Source organism: Arthrobacter sp. Soil761, assembly GCF_001428325.1.
GTDB lineage: Bacteria > Actinomycetota > Actinomycetes > Actinomycetales > Micrococcaceae > Arthrobacter.
In genome coordinates this window covers 238271-258798 of sequence record NZ_LMSF01000002.1, presented here as the reverse complement: position 1 = coordinate 258798, position 20528 = coordinate 238271, and the positions used below count along the sequence as shown (strand labels likewise).

Genomic DNA, 20528 nt, shown 5'->3' with positions numbered 1-20528 from the left:
GAGCGTGCTGTGTGTCAGGAAGTCCCTTTGCCATGGCGGCCCCGCGACTCCCCTGGTCCCGCCAAATGGCGCTCCAGGCCGTCGACGTCCAGCCGCGTGTTCCAGTTGGCCCAGTCCTGGGGCCGCACTGACGGCCGCCCCAGCAGGTAACCCTGGCCGGCGCTGATGCCAAGTTCGGTGAGGACCTTGAGTTCGCCCACCGTTTCGATCCCCTCAGCCACCAGGATGGTGCCGATCTGGTCGGTGAAGTCCACCAGGCAGGCCGACAGTGCCCGCTGGAGGCCGTCCTTGTCGACGTCGCCGATTACGTTGCGTCCCACCTTGAGGAAGTCTGGAAGCAGGTGGATCATGCGGCTGAGGGCGCCCGCCCCGGTGTGGGTGTCATCGACGGCAATCCGCAGGCCTTTTTCCCGCAGTGGATTGATCGCGGAAATGAACTGCAGATATTCCTCTTCCGGAATGTCCTCGGTCAATTCGAGCACTATGCGGTCGATGGGGAGTTCAATATGGTCGAACAGTTCCGGCAGCCGCGGGTCCATGCAGGAGGTGGGCGAAATATTGAGGGACACATAAAGGTTGTCCGGCAGGTCGCGGGCTGCCGCCGCGGCGGATCCCAAAGCCGAGAACTCCAGGTTTGCGCCCAGGCCCACGGCCGCGGCCTCGGCGAACCACAGTTCCGCAGCGGCACCGTCATCGCTGACGAAGCGCGAGAGGGCTTCCGCGCCGACCACGGTTTTTCCTTCCAGGCCGTAAATGGGCTGGAATGCGGTCATCAGCATTTGGTTCTCGAGCAGGGCGCTGATCCGTGAGATGCTGCGGATGGCGTCCAGCTGCTCAGCGAACTGCGGCGGCAGGGTGGGCGCTGTGAGGCGCATGTCCCTGGCCGCTTCCAGTGTTTCCACGGTGTTGGCATCGCTGCGCCGGGTCTCCAGGAGATACTCCAGCAAAGCGCGTTCCGGCACGCCTGGATTCTCGTCGAGGCTCTTGCTCAGCCGTTGCCGGACAGCGGCTCCCGCAGGATCCGTATCCGCCAGCACGGCAGCGATAATTCCCCATGCCTGTACCCGAACCGACATTAGCAACGCCCCCAGTTGACGAAGTAATGACCCAATGGCCCAATAATGTTCAAATTTCCAAACGCCTTATAAAAGTACGGTGTTGCCAGACCTGAATTTCGCGGCGGCGAAAAACCAGACACCGCACGCTGATCGTATAACGGCGGCCACAAAAGCGCAGTAGTTTTGCGTTACTGGTTAGCGCTTTCCTGCTGGTCAGCCAGCAGTTGGGGTATCTGGTCCGGCGGAACCGGACGGCTGAAGTAGTAGCCCTGCGCGCTGCGGCAGCCAAGCCCGCGCAGGATTTCTGCCTGCTCAGCGGTTTCCACGCCTTCCCATACGGCTTCCAGCCCGCACGCCCGTACCAGCTGCAGCACGGCGGCCACCAGGGCAGGCTGGCTGGGATCGGTCTCCAGCCCGGTAATCAGCGTTCTGTCCACTTTGACCCGGTCCACGGGCAGCCGGCGGAGGTAGCTGATGGAGGAGTAGCCGGTGCCAAAATCGTCAATTTCGATGCCCACGCCCAGGCCGCGCAGCCCGCCCAGCGAGTACCGGTCCAGTTCATTGCCCTTGACGATGGCCACTTCGGTCAATTCGAGGACCACCTGGTCGGGCCTGACCCCGGTCTCCTGGAGCACGTTCCGCACGTCCTCGATGAACTGCAGGCTCTGCAGGTCTGTGGCGGAGATATTGACGCGCACGGAAAACGTACTGTCCAGCAGGCATGCGTCGATCCAGGCCCGGAGCTGCCTCACAGCCGTCCTGAGCACCCACAGGCCCAGTTCCGAGATCAGTCCCGCCTCCTCGGCAAGGGGAATGAACTCGTCCGGCATGATGAAGCCGCGGGTGGGGTGGTTCCAGCGGACCAGTGCCTCCACGCCCTCGATCCGTCCCGTGGCGAGCTCCACCACGGGCTGGTAGTAAAGCGTCAGCGCGTCATCCTTGATGGCGGCCCGCAGGTCGTCCACCAGCTGGCTGCGGAGCCGCCGCATCAGCAGCAGGGCCGGCTCGAACCGGTGCAGCCTGTTCTGCCCTTCAGCCTTGGAGGCATACATGGCGACGTCGGCCTCCATCAGCATGTCCTCCGGGCTGTGGCCTTCACTGCCCACGCTGAGCCCGATGCTGGCACCGCAACGCACGCTGCGGCCGGGCAGTTCGATGGGTTCGGTGAGCGCGGCCAGGATGCGGTGCGCCACGATGGCGGCCTGGTCTGCCGACGCCGACGGCATGACGATCGCGAACTCGTCACCACCCAGCCTGGCGACGACGTCCGCCGCGCGGACCGCGGTCCGGAGCCTTTCGCCCACAGTCACCAGGACCTGGTCGCCGGCCGTGTGTCCCAGGCTGTCATTGATGGATTTGAACGCGTCCAGGTCCATCAGCAAGATGGCGGGGCCTTCATCCGCCGGCTCGCCGCCGGCCGCGGTGCGGGCTTCCAGGGCGGTGCGCAGTGCTTCGATCAGTGCGGACCGGTTGGCCAGGCCGGTCAGCGGGTCCTGCATTGCCATCTTCTGCATTTCAAGGTGCGCCTCGTGCAGCAGCTGGGTCCGGACCTGCACCCGCTGCTCAAGCTCCTCGTAGATGATCTGCAGGTCCTCGGCCAGGAGATTGGTGCCCATGATGATCGCGTCCAGTTCATCCCGGGCGGGTGAGACCTCGATCCGGGAGCTGAGGTCCCCGGAAGCCAGCCGGACAATGCCTTCCAGCAGCTGCGAAAGCCGGGGATCGTCGTCGGCAAACATGGCAGGTCCTCCTTCGGCGCCTAGTTGGCCTGGACGTTGTCGGTGCCGAGGGGAAGGCTGACGGTGACAGTGGTCCCGGAGCCCAGGGTGGAGGCGACGTCGATCCGGCCGCCGTGGCGGTCCACGATGTCCTTGGAGATGGCAAGGCCCAGGCCTGTTCCCGGGATGGCGCCGTTCATCGCGTTGGAGGCGCGGTAGAACCTGGTGAATACGTGGTTGATTTCATCGCTCGAGATGCCGATGCCGGTGTCGGCGATGCGCACGGTGGCCCATTTGGAGCCGTCCGCGGCGGCATGGGACTCGCTGCCCACCTCGATCCGTCCACCGCTGGGCGTGAACTTGATGGCATTGGACACCAAGTTGGTGAAGACCTGTTGCAGCTGCACTTCGTCCGCGAGTATCTCCGGATCCTCCGGAACGGGGTCCACGTCGATGGTGACGTTCTGCAGCGTGGCCAGCGGACGGAGCGCCGCGGCCACCAGATCCAGGGTCTGACCCAGCCGCACGGGTGCCAGCTGCATCGCGGCGTTGTCCAGCCCGCCGCGGGAGACGCTGAGCATGTCCTCGATGAGCGTGCGGAGGCGTTCGGTGTTGCGGACCACGATGTCCAGCATCTGGTGGACCTCCCGGGACACCGGATGCTCGGTGCTTTCCTGGATCATGTCCAGGTACGCCATGATCGAGGTCAGCGGCGTCCGCAGCTCGTGGTTCACCGTTGCCAGGAAGTCAGTCTTGGCCTTGTCGAGTTCCCTCAGCTGCTTGACCACCTGCTGCTGGCTGCTGATCAGGTGGCTTTGGATGAGGCCGTAGGCGGCGTTCCCGGCCACGTGCTGGATCAGCCCCAGTTCAGCGCTGGACCAGGTCCGGGGCCGGTCCATCATGGCGATCCAGATGATGCCCAGGGAGGAATTTCCTTCGCCGATGGGCACCGCCAGGGTTGAGGCGGCTCCAGCGATGGCGGGACCGGGGCCGGGCCTCGCCTCGCTGCGGGCGGCCGGTTCGTTTCCGTCGGCGGAGAGCGTCTCGGTCCCGGCCCAGAGCATGTCCGCCGTGGCACGGGCCTCTTCCTCGCGTGGAAGGGCGTCAGCGGGCAGCTCCGCGAGGCCCCGCCTGTGCCACCCGGCCGTGATTACGGGGACGCGGTGATCCTCGAAGGTTGCCAGGACAACGTGGTCGGCCTTGAAGGTGCGGCCGAATCCCGCGACGACGTGGTTTGCGATTTCCTGGGGGTCGTTGGTGGCGCGCACCGCGGCAGAGACTTCACGCAACTGCTCCCGGAGCGCTTCGGCTTCCTGCCTGGAGGCGCGGCGGCGGGATACCTGGTCGATGAGGACGGACGCGCGGTGCACCAGCTCCTGGGGTGCAGGCGGCTTGGTGATGCAGTCGTGGACACCTGGCGGGTTGGCAGCTGCGATCTCCGCGGGGCTGTCCAGGTCCACCATCACCAGGACCGGGGCGGCGGACGTGGTGGTTGACAGGACGCCGGACAGGAAGGCATCGGCGACGACGACTGACGGTTCACCGCCGTCCAGCACCGCGGCGAGGCTGCCGGCGTCGGTGGCTTCGAGGACGGTGTATCCGGCGTCGCGCAGCGCCTGGGCGTTACGGGCCCTCCGGCCTGCGTCGGGATCGGCCACGACGGCCGTGCGGGGCAGGCGCGCGTCACTCGGGACAGCCGTCACAGTGCTCCCTTCCCTCCCAGTTGACTACATTCTAGGGGGATGCGGGCGAAGCGGGTCCACGGCGTGCGCACCCCTACCCCCGCTTTCCGCGCTGCCAGGGAGTTGTGGCACGCCGTAATGTTGCCGAAGGTCCGCCACCGGGACGGGCAGGACCATATATTTGAGCCGTGTCTCCAACAACGTCGCCACGGTCCACCTGGCAGAAGTACCTGATGATCCCCAAGCTCATCAGGCTCTCACGCAGCGCCCCCAAGGACCGGCACAAGGCGTGGGACCGGTACTGGGCCGGCATTACTTCCACCGGTCCGGGCGGCGAGGTCCTCTGGGACTCGGGGAGCAACCATGAGTTCCAGGGCTACCAGGACAGCCTCCTTCGTAACCTGGACCCTGCGCTTCCCGTTGTGGACACCGGCTGTGGGCACGGCAGCTTCACCCGCGCGCTCGCCGGGATCTTTCCACAGGTCATCGGCGTGGACGTCTCACCCCATGCTGTTGCCCGGGCGCGGGCGGAGTCCGCAGGAATCGGAAACGCCGCCTTTGAAGCCAGGGACATGACGGCGGAGGGTGCTGCCGGGCAACTGGCGGAGTCCTTCCAGTTGGGCCCTGACGGCGCCAACGTCTTTATCCGCGGCGTGCTGCATGTCCTCGATCCGGCCCACCAAACGGCGATGGTCGACAACCTGCGGATCCTGGTGGGCGGCCGCGGGACGGTCTTCATGGCGGAAACCAACTTCCAGGGAAACCCGCTGGAGTACGTCACCCATCTTGGGGCAAGCACGCATGGCATTCCGGCGCCGTTGGAGCTGGCCATCCGCGGGCTTCCCATGCCGGGGCACTTCGGGCCGGAAGAGCGCGAACGTGCGTTCCCGGCGTCGGACTGGGAACTCCTTGAGGATGGCCATGTGGCCATCGAAACCAACCCGGTAACCGGCGTGCCGGGCCAGGACAGGGTGCCCGGGTATTACGCGGTGGTCCGCCCCCGCCGGTAGCCCTGGCAACGGGGTGTTCGAACTGTTCCGCAGACTTCACGCATATCCCCGCAGTCCGGCCGCAGGCTGCCTTCCATCCCCTTGACAGGGGCCGGATCCGGAGGCTCCATGGTAAGTAGACTTACTAGTTAGCTGGGGATGGAGGGAAGACTGCGATGGCAGGAGATAAAGGCAACCGGATCCGCGATGCGGATGCTGCGGATCGCGAAGACGCCTAAGCCGCACCCGCGCCACCACGTTCGGCCACCACCGGATCACCCTCCGGCGCCGCCACCCCGACCGCCGGCGCAAGACCTACAGGAACCATCATGAGCAACTTCATTCCATCCGGCGCCCTGCGCCGGATGCTCCTTCCGCCCACCTATGGGCGGCACGTCACCTCCGCCACGGAGTTCACCATCCTGTCAGTGGAGGTTTGGGCATCCGGCCTGGTGGTCAACATCCACCTTCCCTCGGATGACGCGGCTGAACCGCACCTCATCGTGGAGGACCACTTCGGCACGGAATACACCCTGCAGGAATCGGCCACCGTCGGTTCCCGCAACCTGCAGGTGTTTACCCCGTCGGTGCCGCCCGGCACCAGGAGCCTGACCATCAGGTCGGCGGACGACGGCGGTGCCCGGCCGGTGGTGACCTTCGCTGTTCCGTTGATGGCCGTGCCCGAACCACAGCCGGAGCCCCGGGAAGCCGGCGGCAGCCCGGCCACCGCCGCCGACGAGTCCTACCAGCCCGATCTCCGCCGCCCGGCCTGAACAGAGCCGCCCCGCCTGAACAGAGCCGGCACGCCCGAACCAGAGCCGCCCTGACAAGACCCGCCCTGACAAGACCCGCCAGACCTGACGAAAGGCCCCGCCATGCCGGATACCAGCAACTTCACGCCCACCACCGCTATCGTCACCGCTTCAGACTCAGGAATCGGCAAGGCCACCGCCGTGGCGCTCGCCCGCGCCGGCATGGACGTGGGTGTCACCTGGCATTCGGATAAGGCAGGCGCCGAGGGTACCGCCGAAGAAATCCGCGGCCTGGGGCGCAAGGCCGTGGTCCGGCAGCTGGACACCACCGAGCTCCACGCCGCTGCCGGCGTGATCGATGAACTCGCCGGGGAGCTGGGCGGCCTGGATGTCTTCGTGAACAATGCCGGGACGGGTGCGAGCACAAAGTTCCTGGACATGGGGATCGATGACTGGATGAGGATCCTGGACACGAACCTCAACGGCGCGTTCGTCTGCCTGCAGGCGGCAGCAAGGCGCATGGTCAAGGCCGGGAAGGGCGGCCGGCTGGTGGCGGTGTCCAGCGTGCACGAGTTCCAGCCGCGCGTCGGATCGTCCGCCTATGATGCGTCCAAGCACGGCCTGGGCGGCCTGATGAAGACGCTCGCCCTGGAGCTGGGCCAGTACGGCATTACGGCCAACACGGTGGCGCCGGGGGAGATTGCCACGCCAATGACGGGGCAGGAGGACCAGGATCCGACGACGACGAAGCGCCCCGGGGTGCCGCTGGGCCGGCCCGGGCATGCCCGGGAGATCGCCGACGTCATCGCCTTCCTCGCCTCGCCTGCCTCCAGTTACGTGACCGGTGCGGCGTGGGTGGTCGACGGCGGGATGCTCCAGATGGGTCCGCAGGCGGGATCGCACATCACCAGCAACGACTGGCGCGAAGCGTAGGCCCCTTGTGCCTGTCGCTGGCTGTTCTCCTGAGCGTGGGGCAGTCACAGAGTCCATATCGCGGATCTGGCAAGCGCTTTCCGGTGGCTTGCTGGCATGATGGACCGCATGCGCATTCTTATCGCTCCGGACAAGTTCAAGGGGTCCCTGACGGCGGCCGAGGCTGCCGCTGCCATCGCGGAAGGCGCCTTGCGGGTGTACCCGGACGCCGTCGTCACGCAGTTCCCCATTGCCGACGGTGGCGAGGGCACCCTTGAGGCGGCCGTGGCCGCAGGCTACGAAGAGCGGCTGAACGCCGTGGTGGGGCCCATCCTTGCCCCGCTGGGCGCTGCCTGGGCCATCCACAAGGCCGGGGACGGCAAGGTTACGGCAGTGATCGAAACGGCCCAGGCCTCCGGTTTGGCGGACATGGAACCAACGCCCGCCAACGCCCTGCGTGCCCACAGCTATGGCTGCGGCCAGCTCATTGCTGCCGCACTGGATGCGGGCGCCACCGAGATCGTCCTGGGCCTGGGCGGCTCGGCCATGACCGACGGCGGCAGCGGCGCCCTGCGCGCCCTCGGCCTGAAGCCCCTGGACGGCGCGGGGAACGTGGTGCCCCTGGGCGGCGGTTCCCTGGCGGACATCGTCGCCCTGGACACCACCGGGCTGGACCCGCGGCTGTCTGCAACCACGTTCCGCATCGCCGTCGACGTCCGCAACCCGCTGTACGGGCCGTCCGGCGCCGCGCACGTTTTCGGCCCCCAAAAGGGCGCGGACCAGGACAGCGTGGAAATGCTCGACGCCGGGCTGCGCAACTGGGCGTCAGTGCTGCGGGAAGCAACGGGCCGGGACGTGAACGTCCCAGGCGCCGGCGCCGCCGGCGGCTTCCCGGCGTCGTTCCTTGCCTTCACCGACGCCACGCTGGAAGGCGGCTTCGCACTGGTGGCCGGACTGACCGGCCTGGCCGCGCAGCTGGACCAGGCAGACCTGGTGATCACCGGTGAGGGATCCATGGATTCCCAGTCACTCACCGGCAAGGCGCCGATCGCGCTCGCGGACGCAGCCCGGGAACGCGGAATTCCCGTCATCGTGGTGGCCGGCAGGATCCTGGTGACCCTTGAGGACCTTGCCGGGCACGGCGTGGTTTCCGCGGCGCAGCTGCTGGACGTCGCATCCAGCCCACAGGACGCTGTGGCGAACGCCGGCAAGTACCTGGCCTGGGCAACAAGCCAGGTACTCGAAGGGGCCTAGCCCACGGCCACTTGGGTGGGGCTGGTTGGATTGCCGGCTGGATTGGGCCGGGTGTTGGATCGGCCAGGTGGGCCGGGCCTTCAGGTCCCGGTCTCGTAGTGGGGTTCGGCAACGGGCTTCGATTCCGGGGACCCCTTCTCCCGGAGGTAGACCGACGCGCCCACCAGGACCGCGACGGCCAGGAACTCGCTTTGCCAGTTTTGGAAGGACTCAAACCAGAAGCGGCTGGTGCCCAGGTACTGCAGGTACGTGATGGCGGGCTGGCCATGGCTTTGCTGGTCCTGGTTGTACTCGTCCACACCGCCGGCGGCGTGCAGGAAGAACGAGCCAAGGAACAGGGAGAACAGCAGGATCGACAGTGAATGCTCGTACACCCTGAGCACCACTCCGCCCCGCCGCACCGGCCAGGGCGTGGCCTTCCGCAGGGCCGCCTGGCGGGGATCTTCATCCTGCGGCGCCTCCTTGCCCATTGGCTTGGATTCGGATGAGCCTTTCTGGAACAGGAACACGGTGAGGACCACGTACATGGCCATCTGCAGGAACTCCGATTCCCAGTTCTCGAAGGTGGCCTCGACGAAGGCGCCCGTGCCCAGGAACTCCAGGACCGAGACGGCGGGCTCCCCGTGGGCCTGCTGGTCTTCACTGTAGGAAGCGGCTCCGGAGAGGATCATGCCCACGAAGAACGCCAGGAAGCAGCCCAGGTTGGCCAGCAGCAGGCCATGTTCCCTTGCCCATTTGCGCATGTCTTACTCCTTGTCCGATGGTGGCGGGAGGATCCTGCCTGTAGCCCGCTTGTTCAGGCGGAGCGGAACGAAAACCAGCATGACCACCATGACGCCCAGCAGTGCACCCCCGGCCGTGACGCCGGCAGACCGCCCGGCGGCAACATCGAACACCAGGGCGGCTGTTCCGGCGCTCAGCAGGGCGATGCCGCCCAGTGCGATCTTGGTGATGCTGTCGGCGCTGGAGACCAGTGTTTCCTTGAGCCGCTTGCGGAAAAGCCGGCGGTGCACACTGACCGGGAGGAGGATGAAGGCCGTGGTGAGCGCGGCGATGACGACGTTGACGAGATACAGGCCAACCTCCCAGCCGTCCAGCTTTTCGAACCGCTGCTGGAACGGCAGCGTCAGCAGGAAGCCGGCCAGGATCTGCACCCCGGTCTGAAGTACGCGGAGCTCCTGCAGGAGTTCCGCCCAGTTGCGGTCAAGCTGCTCCTCGCGGGTTTCATTGCGTCCCGTCCGGCCCGTGTAGTCCTCAACCTCAGACATCGGCCCTCCTTCCTCTCCGGCCGCGGCCCAGGCTTTCTTTCTACTCCTCCCGTACCCAGAAACAAGGCAGGCCGTTGCGCGTGCTCCTACATTTGATAAGTTTACTGATTATTAGTCTTGGGCGGTGGACTTGGTCCTCCGCCCGGGATAGCTTCGAAGGGCCGGAGCACGGCGGGCCCTTCGCACCGACACAGGTCAACCGACACAGGCAGGCGGACTATGAGCGAGACCGACAAGCAAACAGACCAGCCGAAGGATCCGCGCGGCGGCTACCACTCGGACCCGTTTCCCGAGCAGGAACAGAAGCAGCCCGGGCTGACCGGCCCCATGGACCCCAAACCCGACCACGGGGAGCGCAGCTACGAGGGGCACGGCAAGCTCGACGGCAAGGCAGCCCTCATCACGGGCGGGGACTCAGGCATCGGCAAGGCTGCCGCCATCGCCTTCGCCCGGGAAGGGGCCGACGTCGCGATCTCGTACCTGCCTGAGGAGGAAGACGACGCGCAGGACACGGCGGAATGGATCCGGAAAACCGGCCGCCGCGCGCTCCTGCTTCCCGGTGACGGACGTGAGGAGGAGTTCAGCACCCGCATCGTGGAGGAGACGGTCTCCGGATTCGGCCGCCTCGACATCTTGGTCCTGAACGCCGCGTACCAGAAGAACCGCGAGAGCCTCGAGACGCTCCCCACCGAGGAGTTCGACAGGGTCTTCCGCACCAACCTCTACTCGCTGCTGTGGTCCGCGCGGGCGGCCGTGCCGCACCTGAAGGCGGGTGCCTCGATCATCACCACGGCCTCCATCCAGGCCTTCAACCCGTCACCCGGGCTCATCGACTACGCCATGACCAAAGCGGCGCAGGTGGCGTTCACCAAGGCCCTGGCCCAGGAACTGGGTCCCAAGGGGATCCGCGTCAACGCCGTGGCCCCGGGCCCCATCTGGACACCGCTGATCCCGGCCACCGAATGGCCGGACAAGCTCCCCTCCTTTGGGCAGGACACGCCGCTGGGGCGCGCGGGGCAGCCGGCCGAGCTTGCCGCGGCGTACGTGCTGCTCGCATCCGAGGACGGGTCCTACATTTCCGGTGCAGTCCTCCCGGTCACGGGCGGCAAGGGGCTTTAATAGGGGTCCCACCCGCTGGGGCATCCGGGCCGGCATCACCAGACCAGCAATATCGGCAACGAACAACAGGAGGAAGCATGACGCAGGAAAACCAGCAGGCTGAACCCGAGACGGCTCCGGGCGGCTACGGCACCCCCACGGCCGAGCAGGAGGCGGCAGGCACGCAGGGTGGCCAGCAGTCCGGCGGCGGCGCGTCCACGGCCGGCGCGGACACGAACGAACCGCAGTCGGGCGCGGGCCAGGCTCCCGTCCCGCACGACATGGATCTTCCGTCCAGCGCGGCCGAGATCGACGAGTCCAATGACGATTCCCAGGGGTCGGCGCCGGTGTCCTCGGAGTCGGGCCAGGAAGCGACCGGCCTTCCCGACGGCAGCGGAAACGACCTTCCGAAGGAAGAGTCGCCCAATGACGACGACGAGAGCTTCGACGCCGGATAAAGCCTCCTGACCAAAGGCCCCCGTTTCCGCTGCCCCCGGGCAGTGGAAGCGGGGGCCTTTGCGGTTTCGCCAAGGCGAATACATCCCGTCCCTCGGGGTACGGAACACGCGGAACCCCATCCCGTCGGCAGGCAGCAGCAAGCAGCCTGCGCTGCCGCCGGCACCAACGTCAACGCCAGGAAGGTGGAGTGTGGGCAGGAGATCTTCCGAACAGTGGGCGCGGCCGCAGGACCGGCCGGACAAGGTAGCGGTGGACGTCCTGGTGCCCACCTGCAACCGGCCTGCCGAACTCGCCGTCACCCTCGCGGGACTGGCCGCACAGTCCGAGCCCGCGTTCGCCGTCGTCATCAGCGACCAGTCAGCCGGACAGCCGGCCTGGGACCATCCCGCTGCCGCCGCCATGGTGCGGGTGCTGCAGGTGCAGGGCCGGCCCGTCACGCTGCTGCGGCACCTTCCGCGGCGCGGACTGGCCGAACACCGCCAGTTCCTGCTGGACCAGTCCACCGCGGATCAGTGCCTCTTCCTGGACGACGACGTCTGGCTGGAGCCCGGTGCCGTGGAACGGCTGAGCAAGGCACTGGACCAGCTCCAGTGCGGTTTCGTGGGGATGGCACCGCAGGGCCTGTCCTTCCTGGACGACCGCAGGCCGGAACAGACGGCCTCCTTCCAGGCCTGGGACGGACCGGTGGCTCCGGAGCGCATCCGTCCGGGTGCCCCGGGTTTTGAACGCTGGCCGCTGCACAGCGCCGCCAACCTCAGCCACGTCTGCGCGGAACTGTCGCTGCAGCCCGGCGAGTGGGTGCCCTACCACGTGGCCTGGCTGGGCGGCTGTGTGCTCTACCGCAGGGAGGCGCTGGACGACGCCGGCGGGTTCCGTTTCTGGAGCACGCTCCCTGCAGACCACGCCGGGGAGGACGTGGTGGCGCAGTGGCAGGTGATGGAACGGTACGGCGGGGCCGGGATCCTGCCGTCCGGCGCGGTCCACCTTGAACCGCCCACGACCGTGACGGACCGGCGGGTAGAGGCGTACGACGTGGTCCTGAACGAGGACGCTGTGTGACCAGGCCCTAGTGGCCCTGCGCGGCGTCCAGCGGGTAGGCCACATACGCGAACCGCTTCGAATCCGGCGCCCAGCTGTTGACGTTGAGCGTGCCCTGGCCGCCGAACAGCGGCCAGGTGTGCAGCGGCGCGGTCCAGTCGCCGGTGGAGACAAGGACGACGTCGACCGGCAGGTCTGCGGGGTGGCCCCGGGTTCCAGCGGGAAAGCGCACATAGCTGGCCAGGCGCCCGTCGGGGGACAGGTGCGGGAACCAGTCGACGGTGTCACTGCTGACGAGCCGCTCGAACTGGCTGCCGTCCGGGCGGACCCGGGCAAGCTGGGCATGGCCGGGTGCCGTGGTGAACGACTCCGTGTTGAGGTACAGCCAGTCGCCATCGGGTGAATACTCGGGCCCGTCGCAGTGTCCCCCGCCCACCTCCACGTCCCAGGGCGGGCCTCCGCCAGCGGGGATGGTGCGCAGCCGGCCGGGCCGCGTGAAGTCTCCCGCCGCAATGTCCACGTACGCCAGCCTGCGCCCATCCGGACTGACGCCGTGGAGGAAGTGGAAGGATCCGTCGTCGTCCGTGATCCTGGTGGCCCGCCCGCCTGCCAGTCGTGCGCGGTAGATGTGGCCGTCCTCGCCCGAGAGGAAGATGCTGCTGCCGTCAGGGTCCAGGACGTGGTCATTGTTGAGGTCCGGGGCGCCGGTCAGCGGGAGGGGCTCCAGCGAACCGGCCGCTAGGTTGAGCCGCCACAGTTCCCCGTTTCCGTTAAGGATCAGCGCCCGGCCGTCGAGGGTCCAGTTGGGCGCCTCGAGCAGCATGTCCCCGGTGCGGAACACCAGCGAGGATTCGCCGGTGACCGACGCGGTCCACACCTCGCAGCGCTGGCCTGGTTGAAGGGTGCGGACCACGTCAGTTCGTCCTAGTCCTTGCTGCTGAAGGCGGCGTCGAAGCTGGTTTGGGAGGCGGGGAAGTCGTACTTTTTCAGGGCCGCGAGGGCTTCGGGGGCGCCGTGCAGGCGGTCCATGCCGGCGTCCTCCCATTCGATGCTGATGGGCCCGGTGTAGCCGATGGCGGCGAGGGCGCGGAAGGAGGCTTCCCAGGGGACGTCACCGCGTCCGGCGGAGACGAAGTCCCAGCCGCGGCGGGGGTCGCCCCAGGGCAGGTGGGAGCCCAGGACGGTGTTGCGGCCGGTCTGGCGGATCTTGGTGTCCTTGCAGTCCACGTGGTAGATCCGGTCCTTGAAGTCCCAGATGAAGGAGACGGGGTCGATGCCCTGCCACATCATGTGCGAGGGGTCCCAGTTCAGGCCGAACGCTTCGCGGTGGCCGATGGCCTCGAGGGCGCGGACGGTGGTCCAGTAGTCGTAGGCGATCTCGGAGGGGTGGACTTCGTGGGCGAAGCGGACGCCGCATTCGTCGAAGACGTCCAGGATGGGGTTCCAGCGGTCGGCGAAGTCCTGGTAGCCGGCGTCGATGACTTTTTCCGGGACGGGCGGGAACATGGCCACGTACTGCCAGATGGAGGAGCCGGTAAACCCGACGACCGTGTCCACGCCGAGGGCTTTGGCCAGCCGGGCGGTGTGTTTCATTTCCTCGGCGGCGCGTTGGCGGACGCCTTCGGGGTCGCCGTCGCCCCAGACTTTGGAGCCGACGATGGCCTGGTGGCGGAAGTCGATGGGGTCATCGCAGACGGCCTGGCCCTTCAGGTGGTTGGAGATGGCCCAGACCTTGAGGTTGTACTTGCCCAGGATCTCCAGTTTGGACTCGACGTAGCCGGGTTCGTCCCAGCGCCAGGCGTCCAGGTGGTCGCCGGAGACGGCGATTTCCAGGCCGTCGTAGCCCCAGCCGGAGGCCAGGCGGGCGACTTCTTCGAAGGGCAGGTCGGCCCACTGGCCGGTGAACAGGGTGAACGGGCGGGGCATTCAGGGCTCCTTGGAAGACGGGGTGCTAGTGGCGGACGACGGTGAGGGTGCTCTTGTTGGCGGCGGATTCCTCCACAGCGTCCAGGACGTACTGGACGTTCAGTCCTTCTTCGAACGACGGCGAGGGCTGGTTTCCGTCCCGGATGGCCAGCAGGAAGTCGCGGACCTGGTGCGTGAAGGTGTGTTCCCAGCCGATGATATGGCCCTGCGGCCACCACGCGTCCAGGTACGGGTGCTCCGGCTCGTTGACCAGGATCCGGCGGAAGCCCTGTTCGCGGACCGGGACGGTGGCATCCAGGAAGCCGAGTTCGTTGAGGTTTTCCAGGTCGAACAGGAGGCTGCCCTTGTCCCCGTACACCTCGATCTGCAGCGAGTTCTTCCTCCCGGTGGCCACCCGGGAGACCTCGACTGAGGCGACCGCCCCGGAGGTGAGGGACAGCGTGGCCCAGGCGGCGTCGTCGACCGTGACGTCCTCGATGCCGTCCGTGCCGGGGCGGCGGCCCACGAAGGTGTTCAGCCGGCCGCTGACCTCGGTGACCTGGTCGCCCAGGAGGAACAGGACCTGGTCGATGGCGTGGCTGGCGATGTCCCCCAGCGCGCCGGACCCGGCGGTTTCCTTCCGCAGCCGCCAGGTCATGGGGGCCTGCGCGTCCGCGAGCCAGTCCTGCAGGTACGCGGCGCGGACATGCCGGACCGTGCCCAGGCGGCCTTCGGCGATGAGCTCCTTCGCCAGGGCCAGTGCCGGGACGCGCCGGTAGTTGAAGCCGATCATCGACTGCACGCCCTTGGCCCGGGCCTTGGCCGCGGCGGCGGTCATGAGCTCGGCTTCCGCGAGGGTGTTCGCCAGGGGTTTTTCGACCAGGACATGCTTGCCTGCTTCCAGGGCGGCGATGGCGATCTCGGCGTGCATCCATCCCGGGGCGCAGATGTCCACGATGTCGATGTCGTCGCGGGTGATCACCGTGCGCCAGTCGGTGGCTGATTCTGCCCAGCCGTACTTGGCCGCCGCCTCGGCGACGGCGCCGGCGTCCCGGCCCACGAGGACCTTCTGCTCGAAGGCCGGGACGTCGAAGAAGCTGGCCACGTTCCGCCACGCGTTGGAGTGGGCCTTGCCCATGAAGGCGTAACCGATCGCGGCTACACCCAGCGGGCGGGAAGCCGGTTGGGAGGCCGAAGGTTCGGACGGGTGTGCGGGTGTGGTCATGATGCGTTCCTGCGTGCTTCCTGCTGGCTGGACTACGTGCTGGATTTAGAGGGTGGCGGTTTCCGGTGCCCAGTCCTCGGGGAGGGCGGGGGATACCGGGGCCGAGCTTTCGACGTTCACGAATGTGCCCGCATCGATGGACTCGGAGATCGAGACCATGGTGTCCAGGACGTGGTACGCCAGTTCGCCGGTGGCCCTGTGGGCTGTTCCTGCCCGCAGCGAGCGTGCCATGTCCAGCACGCCCATGCCGCGGCCGTTGGCGGGCCCGGTGGCCGGAACGGTGGTCCAGTCCTCGTCGCCGGCGCGCCAGAGCTTGATGTCGCCCGTGAAGTAGTTGGGATCCGGCAGCGAGATGGTGGCTTCGGTCCCGGTGATTTCCACGAATCCCATCCGGGTCCGGGGGGACTCGAAGGAGAAGACGCTGTGCGAGGAGGCGCCGGATTCGAACTGCGCCATCGCGGAGACGTGGGTGGGCACCTCGACGGTGAACTCCTCGCCGGCTTTGGGCCCGGAACCGATCACGCGCACATCCTTGGCCTTGGACCCGACGGCGGCCACCTTGCGGATGGAGCCGAAGGCCTGGACCAGGGTGGTGAGGTAGTACGGGCCCATGTCGAACAGCGGGCCGGCGCCGTGCTGGAAGAGGAACGCGGGGTTGGGGTGCCAGGATTCCGGGCCGGGGGTCTGGAACGTGGTCATCGCCGTCAGCGGCGTGCCGATGTCGCCGCGCTGGATCAGGCGCAGGGCCGTCTGGATGCCGGCCCCGAGGAAGGTGTCCGGGGCGCAGCCAAGGCGGATCCCGGCGGCGTCGGCGGTCTTGAGCAGGCCCAGCCCGGATTCGCGGTCCAGGGAGAACGGCTTTTCCGTCCAGACGTGCTTGCCGGCGTTGACGGCGGCGGTGGCCACCTCCACGTGGGCGGCGGGAATGGTGAGGTTGACGATGATCTCGACGTCGGGGTGGTTCAGGGCCTTGTCCACGCCGCCCCACTCTGGGACGCCGTACTCCTTGGCCCGGGCCTCGGCGGCTTCCTCGAAGAGGTCGGCGATCACATGGACCTTGAGGTCCGGGAACGCGGTCAGGTTGTCCAGGTACTGCTTGCTGATCACGCCGGCGCCGATGACGCCAACGCCCACCGGCCCGGTGCGGGCCGGCTTGCTTGCGGGGGTGCTCACGCGTTGGCTCCTTCGGCTGCGGTGTTGCTGTCGGTGTCGCTGTTCAGGAAGGCAAGGCTCTGGGCGATGCCATCGAAAATGTCGCCGGCGTAGTCATCGAACTCCACCACGCCCACCTCCAGCGACTTTGCTGCGGCGATGACCTCCATGACGGGCACTTTGCCCTGGCCTGCGGGCTGCTGGGCCTTATTGTCCTTGTTCAGGGGGCCGTCCTTGATGTGGATGAACTTCACCCGGTCGCCCAGCCTGGCCAGGAGTTCCACGGGGTCCTGGCCGCCCACGGCTGCCCAGTAGGTGTCCACCTCCAGGACCAGTTCCGGGTCCAGGAGGGATGCGAAGTACTCCAGGGCCGTGCGGCCCTCGATGGTGGACTCCAGTTCCCAGGCGTGGTTGTGGTAGCCCACGCGGATGCCGTATTCAGCACCCTTTTTGGCGGCCGCGTTGAGCTTTTCGGCGGTGGCCTGGATGTCTTCGGCCTTTTGCCAGTGCTCGGCGGGAAGGAAAGGATCAATGACGGTGGTGATGCCCAGTTCCTTGGCCGCCGCGAAGATTTCGTCCTGGTCCTGGCTCATCAGGGGCGCGTGGCCGGACGGCGCGGTGAGGCCGTTCTCCTTCAGGGCGGCGCCGAGTTCCCTGGCGGTGGCCACGAAGTTGTACGGTTCAACCTGGGTGAAGCCGATCTCCGCCACCTTCCTGATGGTCCCCGGAAGATCCTCGGAAATGGCATTGCGGAGCGTGTAAAGCTGCAGTGAGTAGGACATGGGTTTCCTTAGCGGTTCTGTAGAGGTCGTTGGGGTTGGGGTCAGCGGCCGGCGAGCGAGCCGCCGATGCCGCCCACGCTGAAGTACTTGTTCAAGGTGGCGAAGACGATGACGGGCGGGAGCATCATGACCACGGCCAGGGCCATGACCGAGGTCCAGTCCGTTGCATTCTGCTGGAAGAAGGATTGCACGCCCATGGGAAGGGTGAAGATTTCATTCGAGCGCAGGAACACGATGGCCACCAGGTAGTCGTTCCAGGCCAGGAGGAAGGCGAAGATCGCGGTGGAAAGGACGCCGGGCAGGGAGTTCCGCAGGACCACCTTGGTGAAGGAGCCGAAAACGGAGCACCCATCGATCCAGGACGCCTCCTCCAGGCTGATCGGGATGGAATCGAAGTAGGCGGCCATCATCCAGGTGGCAACCGTCATGGTGGAGCCGACGTAGATGATGGTCAGGCCCAGGAGGTTGTCCACCAGGCCCATGCCGGCGAACAGGATGAACAGCGGCACCACGGACGTGATGATGGGCAGCGACTGCATCACGAACAGGAGCAGCGAATATCCGGAAACCGCCTTGCTGCGGCCACGGGAGAGGACGTAGCCGGCAGGTGCGGCCACGGCCACGGACACCACCACCGTGGAAAGGGTGGTGATCAGGCTGTTCTTCAGCCAGGTGGCGGCCAGGGTCTTGGAGAAGACGTTGCCGAGGTTTTCAAAGGTCAGGCCGGTGGCCGTGCTGTTTGGCCCGGGCGTGAAGGCCAGGAGGATGGTGACCATGATGGGCACCAGCACGATCCCCGTGATGATGAGGATCGCGGCGAACCGCCACCAGCGGCCGCGCTGTCCCGCCTCGGAGAGGACCCTGCGGCGTTTGCCGGCATCGACGCCGAGCGTGGGGCCGGATTCGGGATGGGCGTGGAGTACTGCGCTCATTATTCGACGCTCGACTTTCGGATCTGGCGGTACAGGATAACCGAGATGACCACCAGGGTCATGGTCATGAGGAAGGCGATGGCCACGCCTGGGCCGGTGGCGAAGTCCTGGAACACGGTCCGGTACGCCAGGACCACCAGGGAGGTGGTGGCGTTGACCGGGCCGCCGCCGGTGAGCAGGTAGATGGTGGGGAAGTCGTTGACGCAGAAGATGGTCATCAGGATCCAGCTGATGTAGGTGGAGCGGGCAATCAGCGGCAGGGTGATCTGCGTGAACTGCTGCCAGCGGCTGGCGCCGTCCATGCTGGCTGCCTCGTAAACGGTGGTGTCCACGGAGGCCAGCGCGGCCGAGATCATCATCATCATGAACGGGAAGCTGACCCAGACCTTGAACACCATCACCGTGATGGAAGCAAGGGAGGGGTCGGCCAGGAAGAGCGGGGTGCCCATGCCCAGGTTCCGGAACAGCGACGGGATCAGGCTGTCCGGGGTGGCCACCAGCCAGTTCCATGCGGTGGAGGAGACCACGATGGGCACCACCCACGGCAGGAGCAGCAGGACCTTGAAGGTGCCGCCGGCCGGAATCCTGGTCCGCAGGAGCAGGGCAAGGCCCAGGCCCACGAGCCATGACCCGAAGACGCCCACAATGGTGAACCACAGCGTGAACTGTGCTGCCTTCCAGAAGGCCGGCGACGTCAGGACGGTGGCGAAGTTCTGCGCGCCCACGAAGTTGCCGGTCTGGAGCAGGTCCCCGTCATGCGTGGCCTGGATGGCCGCATAGATCAGCGGGTAGCCGTGGATCAGGACAAGGAGGACCACGGAGGGAAGCAGGAGCCAAAAGAAGGTCCTGGTCGCCTGGGCGGAGAGCTTGCTCTTGCGCTTGCCGGGGGCGGTCCCGGACCCGCCGGGGGCAATCCCGCGGCGGGCCCGGGCCAGGCCGGACTGGGTGGTGGTGCTGGACATGGGCGGTCCGTCCTACTTCTTCAGGACTGATTCGAGGCCGGACTGGAAGGTCTGCAGGGCAGTCTTGGCGTCGGCCTTTCCGGTGATGATGGTCTGGCTGAACTGGTTCAGTGCCTGCCCGCCGTCGAGTGCGGCGAGGTTGGCGTTGAGCCTGCTGCCCTGGGCGGCGAAGGTCTTGGCGATGGGCTGCCAGTCCTTGACGATCTTGACGTTGTTGGGGTCGTTGGCGAACTCGGGAATCTCCGTGATCGACTTGAAGACCGGAAGGGCGGACATCAGCTTCTTCTGCCACAGCTGCTTGAGCTGGCCCAGGTAGTACACCAGGAACTCCTCCGACGCCTCCTGGGACGGGGTGTTGGTGTACATCATGATGTTGTTCGGGAAGACGATCGTTGCCTTGTCGCCGTGCGGACCCTTGATGGGGTCAGCCACCAGCAGGTCGCCCGAGGTATCGCCCACACGCTGCGGAACGTTGACCTGGAACAGGCCGTAGCCTGCCTTGCCGTCCTTCCACTGCGCGGACATGTTGTCCGTGGTGTAGCTGACAGCGGCGGGGTCGACGATGCCGTTGGACACGAGTTCCAGGACGAACTCCATGGCCTCCGCGTTGCGGTCGTTCATCAGGTCCAGCTCGCCGTCCTTGTTCCAGACACCGCCGCCGTTGTTGACCATCATCATGATCATGGAGTGGTTGGCGTAGTTGTTGCCCGCGCCTGCGCCGGTGGTGAAGCCGAATGCGCCCACCTTCTTCAGGGCCTTGCCTGCTTCCAGCAGGGACGGCCAGTCCGTGGGGAGGGCAACGTTTGCCTTCTCGAACAGCGACTTGCGGTACCAGAAGACGCGCATGTCCAGCTGCCACGGGACCGCCACGTAGCCCTTGTCCGACTTGAAGGGGTCCAGCACGCCGGGCAGGAAGTCGTTGAACTGGCCATTGGCCTTCAGCTTCTCGATCACCTTGTCCGCGTACGCGATCTGGCCCTGCTGCTCGAACTGGAAGGCTTGGAAGCCCCCGCCGGTGGAGACAGCCGGGCCCGTCTTCGAGGCGATCGCGGAGGAGAAGGTCTGGTAGAAGTTGTTCCACTGGATGATCTGGTACGAGGCCTTGGCGCCGTTGGCTCCGGAGAAACCTTCCGCGATGCCCTTGGCGGCGTCGTTGTAGGCGGGCGTTGCCCACGGCATGTCCCAGAACTTGACCGTTCCGCCCGCGCCGCCTCCGCCGCCCTGCGATGCCGAGCCGCCGCCGCAGGCGGCGAGGAGGGGTGCTGCGGCGGCGGCAGCCGTCAGGCCCAGGAAACCGCGCCGGGAGAAGGGGCGGCGCTGTTCGGAAGTTGCGTTCATGATG

General features: G+C 66.9%; 20 protein-coding genes. 7 read left to right on the top strand and 13 right to left on the bottom strand.

Going from position 1 to position 20528, the window contains the following annotated elements:
- Positions 1-14: 14 nt before the first annotated feature.
- The 3 genes from ASG79_RS03625 to ASG79_RS03615 form a co-directional block, all read right to left on the bottom strand.
- Complete coding sequence (locus tag ASG79_RS03625; protein ID WP_235509719.1) at positions 15-1076, bottom strand: EAL domain-containing protein; 1062 nt, start codon at positions 1074-1076, stop codon at positions 15-17.
- Between the two features lie 170 nt (positions 1077-1246).
- The gene (locus ASG79_RS03620; RefSeq protein ID WP_056388484.1) at positions 1247-2797 is read right to left on the bottom strand and encodes a putative bifunctional diguanylate cyclase/phosphodiesterase; all 1551 of its coding nucleotides are present in this window, start codon (positions 2795-2797) and stop codon (positions 1247-1249) included.
- A gap of 20 nt (positions 2798-2817) precedes the next feature.
- Entirely contained in the window at positions 2818-4479 is a 1662-nt protein-coding gene (locus ASG79_RS03615; protein WP_056388482.1) for an ATP-binding protein, read from the bottom strand.
- 212 nt (positions 4480-4691) lie between these two features.
- Here ASG79_RS03615 and ASG79_RS03610 point away from each other — a divergent pair, with 212 nt between their 5' ends.
- From ASG79_RS03610 to ASG79_RS03595, 4 genes are all read left to right on the top strand, one after another.
- Positions 4692-5468: a class I SAM-dependent methyltransferase gene (locus ASG79_RS03610; protein WP_056388480.1), complete on the top strand. Its 777-nt coding sequence runs from the start codon at positions 4692-4694 to the stop codon at positions 5466-5468.
- 308 nt (positions 5469-5776) lie between these two features.
- Positions 5777-6220 (top strand): hypothetical protein, encoded by a 444-nt coding sequence (locus ASG79_RS03605; protein WP_018770316.1) that lies wholly within the window; start codon positions 5777-5779, stop codon positions 6218-6220.
- A 102-nt stretch (positions 6221-6322) separates the two neighbouring features.
- The gene (locus tag ASG79_RS03600) at positions 6323-7132 is read left to right on the top strand and encodes an SDR family oxidoreductase (protein WP_018770315.1); all 810 of its coding nucleotides are present in this window, start codon (positions 6323-6325) and stop codon (positions 7130-7132) included.
- Between the two features lie 108 nt (positions 7133-7240).
- A complete protein-coding gene (locus ASG79_RS03595) occupies positions 7241-8365 on the top strand; it encodes a glycerate kinase (protein WP_056388612.1) in 1125 nt (374 codons plus the stop codon).
- 80 nt (positions 8366-8445) lie between these two features.
- Here ASG79_RS03595 and ASG79_RS03590 read toward each other — a convergent pair whose 3' ends face one another.
- Together ASG79_RS03590 and ASG79_RS03585 are read right to left on the bottom strand one after the other, a co-directional pair.
- On the bottom strand, positions 8446-9108 hold the full coding sequence (locus ASG79_RS03590; protein WP_056388478.1) for a DUF6766 family protein: 663 nt from the start codon (positions 9106-9108) through the stop codon (positions 8446-8448).
- Between the two features lie 3 nt (positions 9109-9111).
- Complete coding sequence (locus ASG79_RS03585) at positions 9112-9633, bottom strand: DUF6328 family protein (RefSeq protein WP_056388476.1); 522 nt, start codon at positions 9631-9633, stop codon at positions 9112-9114.
- A gap of 219 nt (positions 9634-9852) precedes the next feature.
- Between ASG79_RS03585 and ASG79_RS03580 the strand changes: the two genes are divergently transcribed.
- The 3 genes from ASG79_RS03580 (at position 9853) to ASG79_RS03570 (ending at position 12249) form a co-directional block, all read left to right on the top strand.
- Positions 9853-10752: an SDR family oxidoreductase gene (locus tag ASG79_RS03580; RefSeq protein ID WP_056388474.1), complete on the top strand. Its 900-nt coding sequence runs from the start codon at positions 9853-9855 to the stop codon at positions 10750-10752.
- A gap of 77 nt (positions 10753-10829) precedes the next feature.
- Positions 10830-11189 carry a hypothetical protein gene (locus ASG79_RS03575; RefSeq protein ID WP_056388472.1) on the top strand — a complete coding sequence of 120 codons (360 nt, stop codon included), beginning with the start codon at positions 10830-10832 and terminating at the stop codon, positions 11187-11189.
- Positions 11190-11379: 190 nt separating this feature from the next.
- Positions 11380-12249, top strand: coding sequence for a glycosyltransferase (locus ASG79_RS03570; RefSeq protein WP_056388470.1), 870 nt, complete (start codon positions 11380-11382; stop codon positions 12247-12249).
- 7 nt (positions 12250-12256) lie between these two features.
- Here the strand turns inward: ASG79_RS03570 and ASG79_RS03565 are convergent, their stop codons facing one another.
- The 8 genes from ASG79_RS03565 to ASG79_RS03530 are packed head-to-tail and all read right to left on the bottom strand — an operon-like array spanning position 12257 to position 20524.
- On the bottom strand, positions 12257-13141 hold the full coding sequence (locus tag ASG79_RS03565) for a TolB family protein (protein WP_056388468.1): 885 nt from the start codon (positions 13139-13141) through the stop codon (positions 12257-12259).
- An 11-nt stretch (positions 13142-13152) separates the two neighbouring features.
- Positions 13153-14154 (bottom strand): sugar phosphate isomerase/epimerase family protein, encoded by a 1002-nt coding sequence (locus ASG79_RS03560; protein ID WP_056388466.1) that lies wholly within the window; start codon positions 14152-14154, stop codon positions 13153-13155.
- Positions 14155-14179: 25 nt separating this feature from the next.
- Entirely contained in the window at positions 14180-15358 is a 1179-nt protein-coding gene (locus ASG79_RS03555) for a Gfo/Idh/MocA family protein (protein WP_056388464.1), read from the bottom strand.
- A gap of 45 nt (positions 15359-15403) precedes the next feature.
- The gene (locus ASG79_RS03550; protein WP_018770305.1) at positions 15404-16531 is read right to left on the bottom strand and encodes a Gfo/Idh/MocA family protein; all 1128 of its coding nucleotides are present in this window, start codon (positions 16529-16531) and stop codon (positions 15404-15406) included.
- Positions 16528-17292 carry a sugar phosphate isomerase/epimerase family protein gene (locus tag ASG79_RS03545; protein WP_056388462.1) on the bottom strand — a complete coding sequence of 255 codons (765 nt, stop codon included), beginning with the start codon at positions 17290-17292 and terminating at the stop codon, positions 16528-16530. Before ASG79_RS03545 ends, ASG79_RS03550 begins: the two co-directional genes overlap by 4 nt.
- A 41-nt stretch (positions 17293-17333) precedes the next feature.
- On the bottom strand, positions 17334-18224 hold the full coding sequence (locus tag ASG79_RS03540) for a carbohydrate ABC transporter permease (protein WP_018770303.1): 891 nt from the start codon (positions 18222-18224) through the stop codon (positions 17334-17336).
- Positions 18224-19186, bottom strand: coding sequence for a carbohydrate ABC transporter permease (locus ASG79_RS03535; RefSeq protein ID WP_018770302.1), 963 nt, complete (start codon positions 19184-19186; stop codon positions 18224-18226). Before ASG79_RS03535 ends, ASG79_RS03540 begins: the two co-directional genes overlap by 1 nt.
- 12 nt (positions 19187-19198) lie before the next feature.
- The gene (locus ASG79_RS03530) at positions 19199-20524 is read right to left on the bottom strand and encodes an ABC transporter substrate-binding protein (RefSeq protein ID WP_056388460.1); all 1326 of its coding nucleotides are present in this window, start codon (positions 20522-20524) and stop codon (positions 19199-19201) included.
- Positions 20525-20528: the final 4 nt, after the last annotated feature.

Excerpts from the sequence above, each read along its gene's own strand:
- ASG79_RS03625 (WP_235509719.1), bottom strand. The coding sequence starts at position 1,076 with ATGTCGGTTCGGGTACAGGCATGGGGAATTATCGCTGCCGTGCTGGCG.
- ASG79_RS03620 (WP_056388484.1), bottom strand. The coding sequence starts at position 2,797 with ATGTTTGCCGACGACGATCCCCGGCTTTCGCAGCTGCTGGAAGGCATT.
- ASG79_RS03610 (WP_056388480.1), top strand. The coding sequence starts at position 4,692 with ATGATCCCCAAGCTCATCAGGCTCTCACGCAGCGCCCCCAAGGACCGG.
- ASG79_RS03605 (WP_018770316.1), top strand. The coding sequence starts at position 5,777 with ATGAGCAACTTCATTCCATCCGGCGCCCTGCGCCGGATGCTCCTTCCG.
- ASG79_RS03600 (WP_018770315.1), top strand. The coding sequence starts at position 6,323 with ATGCCGGATACCAGCAACTTCACGCCCACCACCGCTATCGTCACCGCT.
- ASG79_RS03595 (WP_056388612.1), top strand. The coding sequence starts at position 7,241 with ATGCGCATTCTTATCGCTCCGGACAAGTTCAAGGGGTCCCTGACGGCG.
- ASG79_RS03590 (WP_056388478.1), bottom strand. The coding sequence starts at position 9,108 with ATGCGCAAATGGGCAAGGGAACATGGCCTGCTGCTGGCCAACCTGGGC.
- ASG79_RS03585 (WP_056388476.1), bottom strand. The coding sequence starts at position 9,633 with ATGTCTGAGGTTGAGGACTACACGGGCCGGACGGGACGCAATGAAACC.
- ASG79_RS03580 (WP_056388474.1), top strand. The coding sequence starts at position 9,853 with ATGAGCGAGACCGACAAGCAAACAGACCAGCCGAAGGATCCGCGCGGC.
- ASG79_RS03575 (WP_056388472.1), top strand. The coding sequence starts at position 10,830 with ATGACGCAGGAAAACCAGCAGGCTGAACCCGAGACGGCTCCGGGCGGC.
- ASG79_RS03560 (WP_056388466.1), bottom strand. The coding sequence starts at position 14,154 with ATGCCCCGCCCGTTCACCCTGTTCACCGGCCAGTGGGCCGACCTGCCC.
- ASG79_RS03555 (WP_056388464.1), bottom strand. The coding sequence starts at position 15,358 with ATGACCACACCCGCACACCCGTCCGAACCTTCGGCCTCCCAACCGGCT.
- ASG79_RS03545 (WP_056388462.1), bottom strand. The coding sequence starts at position 17,292 with ATGTCCTACTCACTGCAGCTTTACACGCTCCGCAATGCCATTTCCGAG.
- ASG79_RS03540 (WP_018770303.1), bottom strand. The coding sequence starts at position 18,224 with ATGAGCGCAGTACTCCACGCCCATCCCGAATCCGGCCCCACGCTCGGC.
- ASG79_RS03535 (WP_018770302.1), bottom strand. The coding sequence starts at position 19,186 with ATGTCCAGCACCACCACCCAGTCCGGCCTGGCCCGGGCCCGCCGCGGG.
- ASG79_RS03530 (WP_056388460.1), bottom strand. The coding sequence starts at position 20,524 with ATGAACGCAACTTCCGAACAGCGCCGCCCCTTCTCCCGGCGCGGTTTC.